Below are 12,408 nucleotides of genomic sequence, written 5' to 3' on the forward strand. Positions count from 1 at the left end.
TCACGGGGGAAGCCGGACCTTGGCTGCCCCCCCTGTTCCGGAAACGACCCCCCACGCCCCACGAACCACCTCCTCCCCCCGCAGCGGTCGGCCCCCCCGGGGGGGGGGGGGGGGCCCCCCCCCCCCCCCCCCCCCCGACTCTGTCGTCTCCCGCCGCCCCTGCGCATGGAGGGTCCCTTCGCCCGCCCACCGCTCCCACCCCAGCCCCGCCCGGCAGGGGCCGGTAGGGGATCTCCGCCCCCGCCATTCCTGCTTGCAATTGCCCACACTCCGAGGGCATTATGATTCGTCCGCACCCGCATATTCATCGCGGTTTCCGGATGGTTCTCGACCAGGGTTCTCGACTAGGGGTCCCTAGGGGACCGTTAGGGGTTTCTGCGCCGCCTCTCCCGTGCCAGGGTCATAACCGGTCTTAGGTTTCTCTGCACGGAGTGATGGAGCGCGCGATGTTGAACGAGTCCCAGGATTTCGCAGCCGAAATCGACGGCGCCCCTGAGACCGGCGGAACCCAGGACGTCAGCAGCGGCGAAGGCCCCGACGGATGGCGCGAACGCCTCGCCGGCCTGACCGAGGGCGAACAGCACACCGCCCTGCTCGACTGGGTCTCCACCCTGGTGACCGCCACCCTGCGCGACAACGCCCCCGCCACCCTCGACCCGGACCGCTCCTTCCTCGACCTGGGCTTCGACTCCCTCGCCGCCGTCGACCTGCACGCCCGCCTCGTGGCCGGCACGGGCCTGCGCCTGCCCGTCACCCTGGCCTTCGACCACCCCACACCCGCCCACCTCGCCCGCCGGATCCACGCCCTCCTGCTGGGGCTGACCGCCCCCGCCGAGGCACCCGTCACCGCCACCGTCGGCAGCGACGAACCGATCGCCATCGTCGGAATCGGCTGCCGATTCCCCGGCGACGTGCATTCCCCCGAAGCCCTCTGGGACCTCGTCGCCGCCGGCACCGACGCCATTTCCGAATTCCCCACCGGGCGCGGTTGGAATCTCGACTCCCTTTACGACCCCGACCCCGACCGCTCCGGCACCAGCTACGCCCGCGAAGGCGGATTCCTCCACGACGCCGACCAATTCGACGCCGGATTCTTCGGAATTTCCCCCCGCGAGGCCCAGGCCATGGACCCGCAGCAGCGCCTGCTGCTGGAAACCTCCTGGGAGGCGTTCGACCGCGCCGGCGTCGACCCCGCCCGACTCCGCGGCGGCCAGGTCGGCGTTTTCGTCGGCGCCGAAACCCAGGAATACGGCCCCCGACTCGAAGACGCCACCGACGGATTCGAGGGCTACCTCGTCACCGGTAACGCCGCCAGCGTCGCCTCCGGCCGCATCGCCTACACCTTCGGCTTCGAAGGCCCCACGGTCACCGTCGACACCGCCTGCTCCTCCTCGCTGGCCGCCCTGCACCTCGCCGTCCAGGCCCTGCGCACCGGCGAATGCTCCCTGGCACTCGCCGGCGGCGTCGCCATCATGGCCTCACCCGGCTCCTTCGTCTCCTTCAGCCGCCAGCGCGGCCTGGCCCCCGACGGCCGCTGCAAGCCCTTCGCCGCCGCCGCCGACGGCACCGCCTGGGGCGAAGGCGTCGGCATGCTCCTGGTCGAGCGACTCTCCGACGCCCGCGCCAACGGCCACCGGATCCTCGCCGTCGTCCGCGGCACCGCCATCAACCAGGACGGCGCCAGCAACGGCCTCACCGCCCCCAGCGGCCCCGCCCAACAGCGCGTCATCCGGCAGGCGCTCGCCAACGCGGGCCTCTCGGCCGCCGACGTCGACGCCGTCGAGGCACACGGCACCGGCACCCGCCTCGGCGACCCGATCGAAGCGCAGGCCCTGCTGGCCACCTACGGCCAGGACCGGCCCGCCGACCGGCCCCTGTGGCTCGGCTCCCTGAAGTCGAACATCGGTCACACCCAGGCCGCCGCCGGCGTCGCGGGCGTCATCAAGATGGTCATGGCCATGCGCCACGGCGTCCTGCCCCGCACCCTGCACGTCGACGCGCCGACCCCGCACGTCGACTGGCAGGCCGGTGCCGTCTCGCTGCTCACCGAGCCGGTCGCATGGCCCGCCTCCGACAACCCGCGCCGGGCGGGCGTCTCTTCCTTCGGCATGAGCGGCACCAACGCGCACGCCATCATCGAGGAGCCGCCGAGCGACGAGTCGCCGGACTCGCTGGTGGACGAGCCGGCCGCGGGCCCGGGCGAGTCCCAGGACACGGCCGGGCCGCTGCCCTGGGCCCTGTCCGCCAAGACCCCCGAAGCCCTGCGCGCCACCGCCCGACGTCTCGGCGACTGGCTCGACGCCCACCCGGACGCCGACCCCCTCGACACCGGCCACTCCCTCGCCGCCACCCGCGGCCGCTTCGAACAGCGCGCCGTCGTCCTCGGCGACGACCGCACCGCACTCCTGCGCGGCCTGCACGCCCTCGCCGACGGCACCGACGCGCCCACCGTCGTACACGGCGAACCCGCCGCCGGACGCACCGCCGTCCTCTTCACCGGCCAGGGCAGCCAGCGGCTGAACATGGGCCGCGAACTCTACGCCACCTACCCGGTGTTCGCCGACGCCCTCGACAACGCCTGCTGGTACCTCGACGAGCAGCTCGAACACCCACTGCTCGACGTTCTGTTCGCCGACGAGGACACCCCCGAGGCCGCCCTCCTGCACCAGACCGCCTACACCCAGCCCGCACTGTTCGCGGTCGAGGTGGCGCTGTACCGGCTGGTCGAGTCCTGGGGCCTGAAGCCGGCCTTCGTGGCAGGCCACTCCGTCGGTGAGATCGCCGCCGCGCACGTGGCGGGCGTCTTCTCGCTGGAAGACGCGTGCGCCTTGGTCGCGGCCCGGGGCCGGCTGATGCAGGCACTGCCCGCCGGCGGCGTGATGATCGCCGTCCAGGCCTCGGAGGGCGAGGTTCTGCCGCTGCTGACTGATGGGGTCAGCATTGCTGCGATCAACGGCCCCCAGTCGGTCGTCATCGCCGGCGACGAGGACGCCGTCGTCGCCGTCGCCGAGGCCTTCGAAACCCAGGGCCGCAAGACCAAGCGGCTGACCGTCAGCCACGCCTTCCACTCCCCGCACATGGACGGCATGCTCGACGAGTTCCGCCGCGTGGCACAGGTCCTGGAGTACGGCACCCCCACTCTGCCCGTGGTCTCCCTCCTCACCGGCACCACGGCCACCGCCGCCCAACTGGCCGACCCCGAGCACTGGGTCCGGCACGTACGCGAAGCCGTACGCTTCCTCGACGGCGTACGCACCCTCCAGGCCCGCGGCGCCGACTCCTTCCTGGAACTCGGCCCCGACCCGGTCCTCACCGCCATGGCCCAGGACTGCCTGGCCACCGACCCGCAGGACCCCTCGGCCCCCGCCACCTCCCAGCCCCTCGCCTTCGCCGCCGCACTGCGCACCGGCCGCCCCGAGCCGGCCACCCTGCTCCACGCCGTGGCTCGGGCGTTCGTCCGCGGTACGGAAGTCGACTGGGCCGCGTTCTTCGCCGGTACCGGCGCCCGGCGCGTCGAGCTGCCGACGTACGCCTTCCAGCGGCAGCGGTACTGGATGAACTCCCGCACCCCCGCCGCCGATCCGGCGACAGCATCCACGCACCGCACCGACCCGGCCGACACCGAGTTCTGGGACGCGGTCGAGCACCAGGACGTGGCCGCACTCGCCGCCGCACTCGAACTGGACACCTCCGGCGAACAGCCGCTGAGCGAGGTCGTCCCGGCCCTGTCGGCTTGGCGCCGCCGCGTCCGAACCCAGTCGGAGGTGGACGGCTGGCGCTACCGGGTGTCGTGGAAGCCGCTGACCGATGGTGCGGCCGGCGTGCGGCTGTCGGGGTCCTGGCTGGTCGTTGTGCCTGCCGAGGGCGTGGATGACACGGCCGTGGTGGATGCGCTGACCGGCCGTGGGGCTGAGGTCCGGCGGGTTGTTGTCGAGGGGGGCTCGGATCGGGCTGCTCTCGCCGGGCTGCTGGCTGATGCGGGCTCCGTCGCGGGCGTGGTGTCGCTGCTGGCGCTGGACGAGGCTGCGGGTGTGGCTGCGACGGCTGCTCTGGTGCAGGCGTTGGGCGATGCCGGGGTGGAGGCGCCGCTGTGGTGCCTGACCCGTGGTGCGGTGAGCGTGGGGCGTTCGGACCGCCTGGTTTCGGCTGTCCAGGCCCAGGTGTGGGGCTTCGGCCGGGTGGCCGCTCTGGAGGTCCCCGCGCGTTGGGGCGGCCTCATCGATCTGCCCGAGGTGTGGGACGAGCGGGCGATGGCTCGGCTGGCCGGGGTGCTGGCCGGCGGAGCCGCGGGAGAGGACCAGCTCGCCATTCGTTCCTCCGGTGTCTTCGGACGCCGACTCGTACGGGCGGCGCGGGCCGAGACCTCCCCGTCCTGGGCGCCGACCGGCACGGTCCTGGTGACCGGTGGTACGGGTGCTCTGGGGGGCAGGGTCGCGCGGTGGCTGGCGGGGGCGGGCGCGGAGCGTCTGGTGTTGACCAGCCGGCGGGGCGCGGACGCGCCGGGCGCGGCTGAGCTCGCGGCGGAACTGTCCGAGCTCGGCGTGGAGGTGTCGGTGGTGGCGTGTGACGCCGCCGACCGCGAGGCCTTGCGCGAGTTGCTCGCCGCCGAGGCGGCGACCCTCACGGCGGTCGTCCACACGGCCGGAATCCTGGACGACGGCGTCCTGGACGCCCTGACGCCCGACCGGTTCGACAGCGTCCTGCGCGCCAAGGCGACCTCCGCGCTCAACCTCCATGATCTCACCGTCGAGCTGGGCATCGATCTCTCCGCCTTCGTGCTGTTCTCCTCCATGAGCGGCACCGTCGGTGCCGCCGGTCAGGCCAACTACGCAGCCGCCAACGCCTACTTGGACGCCCTCGCCGAACTGCGGCGCACCGCCGGCCTGGCCGCGACCTCGATCGCCTGGGGTCCGTGGGCCGAGGGCGGCATGGCCGCCGACGAGGCGATGGACGCGCGGATGCGGCGTGAAGGCGTGCCGCCGATGGCTCCCGATGCCGCGATCGCCGCGCTGGCGCAGGCCGTCGGCGCCGGCGAGACCGCGCTGACCGTCGCGGACATCAGCTGGGACCGCTTCTCGGCCATCGTCGCGGCCGTCCGACCCAACCCGTCCGTCGCCGACTTCGTCGCCGGCGGATCGACGGGCGATGCCGCCGCCACCGGTCACGGGACCGTGGTGACGGGCGCCGACGTCGCGGGCGCCGCGTTCGCGAAGCTGGCCCGACTGCCTCGGGCCGAGCAGGACCGGGAGCTGCTCGCCCTGGTCCGGACCCAGGTCGCCGCCGTGCTCGGACACGAGGGCTCCGACGACGTGGGGGCCGAACGTGCCTTCAAGGAGCTCGGATTCGACTCCCTGACCGCCGTCGACCTCCGCAACCGGCTCGGCTCGGCCACCGGGCTGAAGCTCCCGACCACCCTCGTGTACGACTACCCGACCTCGTCGGCCCTCGCGGAGTACCTGCGTGGGGAGTTGGTCGGCAGCGCGCCGGCGGCGGACACCGACGCCGGACTGCCGATCGCCGCGACGACGGACGACGACCCGATCGCGATCGTCGCCATGAGCTGCCGCTTCCCGGGCGGCGTGCGGACTCCCGAAGACCTGTGGCGGCTGCTCGCGCAGGGTACGGACGCGGTCGCCGAGTTCCCGGCCGACCGCGGCTGGGACCTGGACCGCCTCTACGACGCGGACCCGGACCGGCCCGGCACCTCGTACACGCGCGAGGGCGGATTCCTCTACGACGTCGCCGACTTCGACGCCGACTTCTTCGGCATCTCGCCGCGCGAGGCCCTGGCCATGGACCCGCAGCAGCGGCTCCTGTTGGAGACCTCGTGGGAGGCCTTCGAGCGGGCCGGCATCGACCCCGCCGTACTGAAGGGCAGCCGAGCCGGTGTCTTCGTGGGCACCAACGGCCAGGACTACCTCTCCCTGGTCGCGGGCGAGGCCGACGGCCTCGAAGGCCACGTCGGGACGGGCAACGCGGCAAGCGTGGTCTCCGGCCGCCTGTCGTACGTCTTCGGGCTTGAGGGCCCGGCCATCACGGTCGACACGGCCTGCTCGTCCTCGCTCGTCGCCCTGCACCTGGCCGTTCAGGCGCTGCGACAGGGCGAGTGCTCCATGGCCCTCGCCGGCGGTGTGACCGTCATGTCCACCCCGGACGCCTTCGTCGACTTCAGCCGCCAGCGAGGCCTGGCGGAGGACGGCCGGATCAAGGCGTTCGCCGCTGCCGCCGACGGCACGGGCTGGGGCGAGGGCGTCGGCATGCTGCTGGTCGAGCGGCTCTCGGACGCCCGCCGCAACGGCCACCCGGTCCTTGCCGTGGTCCGCGGCTCGGCCGTGAACCAGGACGGCGCGAGCAACGGGCTCACGGCCCCCAACGGCCCCTCCCAGCAGCGTGTGATCCGGCAGGCCCTGGCCAGTGCCGGTCTGTCGGCAGCCGAGGTGGACGCGGTCGAGGCCCACGGCACCGGCACCCGCCTGGGCGACCCCATCGAGGCCCAGGCCCTGCTCGCCACCTACGGCCAGGACCGCCCGACCGACCAGCCGCTCCTCCTGGGCTCGGTCAAGTCCAACATCGGCCACACCCAGGCCGCCGCGGGCGTCGCCGGCATCATCAAGATGGTGCTGGCCATGCGCCACGGTGTCCTGCCCCGCACCCTGCACGTCGACGCGCCGACCCCGCACGTCGACTGGACGGCCGGCGACGTCGACCTCCTCACCGAACAGCGCGCCTGGCCGGCGACCGGCCGACCCCGCCGAGCCGGCGTCTCCTCCTTCGGTCTGAGCGGCACCAACGCCCACACCATCATCGAAGAGGCCCCGGCCGAGGCCGGGGCCGTGACGCCCGAGCACCACACCGGTGACACCAGCCCGGTGCTGCCGTTCGTCGTCACAGGCAAGAACCCTGCCGGGCAGCGCGCCCAGGCGGAGCAGCTCGCGTCGTGGCTGGCCGAGAACCCGCAGGCCGGTATCGCCGATGTCGCGTACTCGCTCGCTGCCGCCCGGGCGAAGTTGGAGACGCGGGCGGTCCTGGTCGCGGGCTCCGCCGACCGTGACGAGCTGACGGCCGGCCTGACCGCCCTCGCGTCCGGTGAGCACGCGCCCGGCCTGGTCCAGGGTACGGTGTCGGGTGGTGGACTGGCGTTCCTGTTCACCGGGCAGGGCAGCCAGCGCCTCGGCATGGGCCGTGAACTGTACGCGGCCTACCCGGCGTTCGCGGACGCGCTGGACGAGGCGTGCGCACGCTTCGACGCGCAGCTCGAAGTGCCGCTCAAGGACGTCCTGTTCGGCGCCGAGTGCGAGGTGCTGGACCAGACCGCGTTCACCCAGCCGGCGCTGTTCGCGGTAGAGGTGGCGTTGTTCCGGCTGGTGGAGAGCTGGGGCATCCGCCCGGACTTCCTCTCCGGACACTCCATCGGCGAGATCGCCGCCGCGCACGTCAGCGGGGTGCTCTCGCTGGAGGACGCGTGCACCCTGGTCGCGGCGCGCGGCCGGCTGATGCAGGCGCTCCCGACCGGCGGCGTGATGATCGCCGTCCAGGCCTCGGAGGACGAGGTCCTGCCGCTCCTCACCGACACCGACCGCGTGAGCATCGCCGCCATCAACGGCCCGCAGTCGGTCGTGATCGCCGGTGACGAGGACGCGGCGGTAGCGATCGCCGGGTCCTTCACGGACCGCAAGACCAAGCGGCTCACGGTCAGCCACGCCTTCCACTCCCCGCACATGGACGGGATGCTGGAGGACTTCCGCCGAGTCGTGGAGGGCCTGTCCTTCGCGTCCCCCCGCATTCCGGTCGTGTCGAACCTCACCGGGGCCCTGGTCACCGAGGGCGAGATGTCCTCGGCCGACTTCTGGGTCCGGCACGTCCGCGAGGCGGTCCGCTTCCTCGACGGCGTGCGGGCGCTTGAGGCCGCCGGCGTGACCACGTACGTCGAACTCGGCCCGGACGGTGTGCTGTCCGCGCTGGCGCAGGACTGCCTGACCGGCGACACGGACGCCGCCTTCGCCCCGGTGCTGCGCGCGGGGCGTGCGGAGGCGGAGTCGCTGGTGGGGGCTCTGGCGCACGCGTTCGTGCGCGGTGTGGAGGTGGACTGGTCCGCCTTCTTCGCCGGTTCGGGTGCGGGTGCGGGCACGGGCGCGGGTTCGGCGCGGATCGAGCTGCCGACGTACGCGTTCCAGCGGCAGCGGTTCTGGCCGGAGACGATCCTGTCGTACGGCGGTGCCGTGTCGGCCGCCCTGCCGGTCGACGCGGTGGACGCCCGGTTCTGGGACGCGGTGGAGCGCGGCGATCTCGCCTCCCTGCTGGCCGAGTTGGAGGCCGACGACGACCCGAGCTTCAGTGACTTCGTCCCCGCGCTGTCGGCCTGGCGCCGGCAGCACCAGGAGCAGGCCCAGGTCGACGGCTGGCGCTACCGGGCGTCGTGGAAGCCGCTCACGGCTGCCGCCCTGTCGTCCGGCGTGCCCGGCGGCGAGTGGGTCGTCGTCGTACCCAGTGCGTGCGAGGACGACTCCCTGGTCGCGGCCGTGGTGGGCGCGCTGGCCGGGCGTGGCACCGAGGTCTGCGGTGTGGTGGTCGAGCCGGGCGCGGATCGGGCCGCGGTCGCCGGACTGCTGTCCGTCGCGGGCGTCGGTTCCGTCGCGGGCGTGGTGTCGCTGCTGGCGCTGGACGAGGCTGCGGGTGTGGCTGCGACGGCTGCTCTGGTGCAGGCGTTGGGTGATGCCGGGGTGGAGGCGCCGCTGTGGTGCCTGACCCGTGGTGCTGTGAGTGTGGGGCGTTCGGACCGTCTGGTTTCGGCGGTGCAGGCGCAGGTGTGGGGTCTGGGTCGGGTGGCCGCTCTGGAGGTCCCTGGGCGTTGGGGCGGTCTGGTGGACCTGCCCGAGGTGTGGGACGAGCGGGCGATGGCTCGGCTGGCCGGGGTGCTGGCCGGCGGAGCCGCGGGAGAGGACCAGCTCGCCATTCGTTCCTCCGGGGTCTTCGGACGCCGACTCGTACGGGCGGCGCGGGCCGAGACCTCCCCGTCCTGGGCGCCGACCGGCACGGTCCTGGTGACCGGTGGTACGGGTGCTCTGGGGGGCAGGGTCGCGCGGTGGCTGGCGGGGGCGGGCGCGGAGCGTCTGGTGTTGACCAGCCGGCGGGGCGCGGACGCGCCGGGCGCGGCTGAGCTCGCGGCGGAACTGTCCGAGCTCGGCGTGGAGGTGTCGGTGGTGGCGTGTGACGCCGCCGACCGCGAGGCCTTGCGCGAGTTGCTCGCCGCCGAGGCGGCGACCCTCACGGCGGTCGTCCACACGGCCGGAATCCTGGACGACGGCGTCCTGGACGCCCTGACGCCCGACCGGTTCGAGAGCGTCCTGCGCGCCAAGGCGACCTCCGCGCTCAACCTGCACGAGCTGACCGTCGAGCTCGGCATCGATCTCTCCGCCTTCGTGCTGTTCTCCTCCATGAGCGGCACCGTCGGTGCCGCCGGTCAGGCCAACTACGCGGCTGCCAACGCCTACTTGGACGCCCTCGCCGAGCAGCGGCGTGCCGCCGGCCTGGCCGCGACCTCGATCGCCTGGGGTCCGTGGGCCGAGGGCGGCATGGCCGCCGACGAGGCCCTTGAGGCCCGGATGCGCCGGGACGGCGTGCCGCCCATGGCCGCCGACCGCGCGATCCGCGCCCTCCGCCAGGCCGTCGGTGCCCACGACGCCGCCGCCCTCACGGTGGCCGACGTCGAATGGACCCGGTACCTGGCCCAGCACACCGCCGTACGCCGCAGCGAACTCTTCAGCGATCTGAGCGAAGTACGCGCGACCACACAGGCCCAGGCCCAGGCCGAGACCCACGGCCGGCCCACCGCCCACACCGGCCTCCCGCTCACCCTGGCCGGCCGGCTCGCCGTACTCGCCCCCGCCGAGCAGGAGCGCGAACTCCTCAGCCTGGTCCGGACGCACGTGGCCGCCGTCCTCGGCCACGACGGCGCCGACGCGATCGGCGCGGAACGCGCCTTCAAGGAGCTGGGGTTCGACTCCCTCACCGCGGTCGAGCTGCGGAACCGACTCGGCGCCGCGACCGAACTGCGGCTGCCCGTCACGCTCATCTACGACTACCCCACCTCCGCCGCCCTGGCCGACCACCTCCGCGCCGAGCTCGTGGGCAGCGTGCCCGTCTCCGGAGCGCTGCTGCCCGTCGCCACCGCCGTCGACGGGGACCCGATCGCGATCGTTGCCATGAGCTGCCGCTTCCCCGGTGGCGTGCGGACTCCCGAAGACCTGTGGCGACTGCTCGCACAGGGCACGGACGCGGTCGTCGAGTTCCCCGCCGACCGCGGCTGGGACTTGGACCGCCTCTACCACCCCGACCCCGACCAGGCCGGCACCTCGTACGCCCGCGAGGGCGGCTTCCTCGCCGACGTCGCTGATTTCGACGCCGACTTCTTCGGTATCTCGCCGCGCGAAGCCCTGGCCATGGACCCGCAGCAGCGGCTGCTGCTGGAGACCTCCTGGGAGGCCTTCGAGCGGGCCGGCATCGACCCCGAGAGCCTGCGCGGCAGCCGAGCTGGTGTCTTCATCGGCACCAACGGCCAGGACTACCTCCACCTGGTCACCCGCGAGCAGGACGGCCTGGAAGGCCACGTCGGCACGGGCAACGCGGGCAGTGTCATGTCCGGCCGCGTCTCGTACGTGTTCGGCCTCGAAGGCCCGGCCGTCACCGTCGACACGGCCTGCTCCTCCTCCCTCGTCGCCCTGCACTGGGCCGTCCAGGCGCTGCGCAACGGCGAGTGCTCGATGGCCCTCGCCGGCGGTGTGACAATCATGTCGACCCCCGAGAACTTCATCGACTTCTCACGTCAGCGCGGCCTCGCGACCGACGGCCGGATCAAGGCGTTCGCCGCTGCCGCCGACGGCACGGGCTGGGGCGAGGGCGTCGGCATGCTCCTGGTCGAGCGGCTCTCGGACGCCCGCCGCAACGGCCACCCGGTCCTTGCCGTGGTCCGTGGTTCGGCGATCAACCAGGACGGCGCGAGCAACGGCCTCACCGCTCCCAACGGCCCCTCCCAGCAGCGTGTGATCCGCCAGGCCCTGGCAAGCGCCGGCCTTTCGGCCACGGACGTGGACGCGGTCGAGGCCCACGGCACCGGCACCCGCCTGGGTGACCCCATCGAGGCCCAGGCCCTACTCGCCACCTACGGCCAGGACCGCCCGACCGACCAGCCCCTTCTCCTGGGCTCGATTAAGTCCAACATCGGCCACACCCAGGCCGCCGCGGGCGTCGCCGGCATCATCAAGATGGTGCTGGCCATGCGCCACGGCGTCCTGCCCTGCACCCTGCACGTGGACGAGCCCACCCCGCACGTCGACTGGACCGCCGGCGACATCGACCTCCTCACCGAACAGCGCGCCTGGCCGGCCACCGGCCGCCCCCGCCGAGCCGGCGTCTCCTCCTTCGGCATCAGCGGCACCAACGCCCACACCATCATCGAGCAGGCCCCGGAAACCGAGCCCGCCGCCGAACAGCTCACGCCCACCGGCCCCCAGCCGACCGCACGACCGGCGCGGATCCTCCCGTACCTCCTCTCCGGCAAGACCAAGGAAGCCCTGCGCGCGCAGGCGGCGGCACTGACCGCCCACCTGGACGCCACCACGGACGCGGTCGACCTGGCCTACTCCCTGGCCACCGGCCGCGCCCACCTCCACCACCGGGCCGCTGCCGTCCTGACCGCCACGGACACCGACGACCTCCGCGACACCCTGACGCGCCTCGCTGCCGGTGAATCCGCGCCGCGCACCACGACGGGCACGATCACCGACGGCCGAACCGCCTTCCTGTTCACCGGGCAGGGCAGCCAGCGCCTCGGCATGGGCCGCGAACTGTACGACACCTACCCGGTGTTCGCGGACGCGCTGGACGCGGTCTGCGCCCACCTCGACGCGGTACTCGACAGGCCGCTGAAGGACGTCCTGTTCGGCGCCGACAGCGACGCCCTCGACCGCACGGAGTACACGCAGCCGGCGCTGTTCGCGGTCGAGGTGGCGCTGTTCCGGCTGGTCGAGTCGTGGGGTGTGCGGCCGGACTTCCTGTCCGGTCACTCCATCGGTGAGATCGCCGCCGCGTACGTGGCCGGGGTCTTCTCCCTGGAGGACGCCTGCACCCTGGTTGCCGCGCGCGGCCGGCTGATGCAGGCGCTGCCGGCCGGTGGGGTGATGATCGCGGTGCAGGCTTCGGAGGACGAGGTCCTGCCGCTCCTCACCGACACCGACCGCGTGAGCATCGCCGCCATCAACGGCCCGCAGTCGGTCGTGATCGCCGGTGACGAGGACGCGGCGCTCGCGATCGCCGGGTCCTTCACGGACCGTAAGACGAAGCGTCTGATGGTCAGTCACGCCTTCCACTCGCCGCACATGGACGGGATGTTGGAGGAGTTCCGCCAGGTGG

The 12,408-nt window shown here is 73.2% G+C and carries 1 protein-coding gene; it reads left to right on the forward strand.

Annotation, left to right across the window (positions count from 1 at the left end; genetic code table 11):
- Positions 1 to 446: 446 nt before the first annotated feature.
- Positions 447 to 12,408 (forward strand): type I polyketide synthase (locus AC0699_RS33805; protein ID WP_478667978.1); only part of this gene is annotated, 11,962 nt, incomplete at its 3' end.

The organism is Streptomyces sp. NPDC043870 (assembly GCF_056435785.1).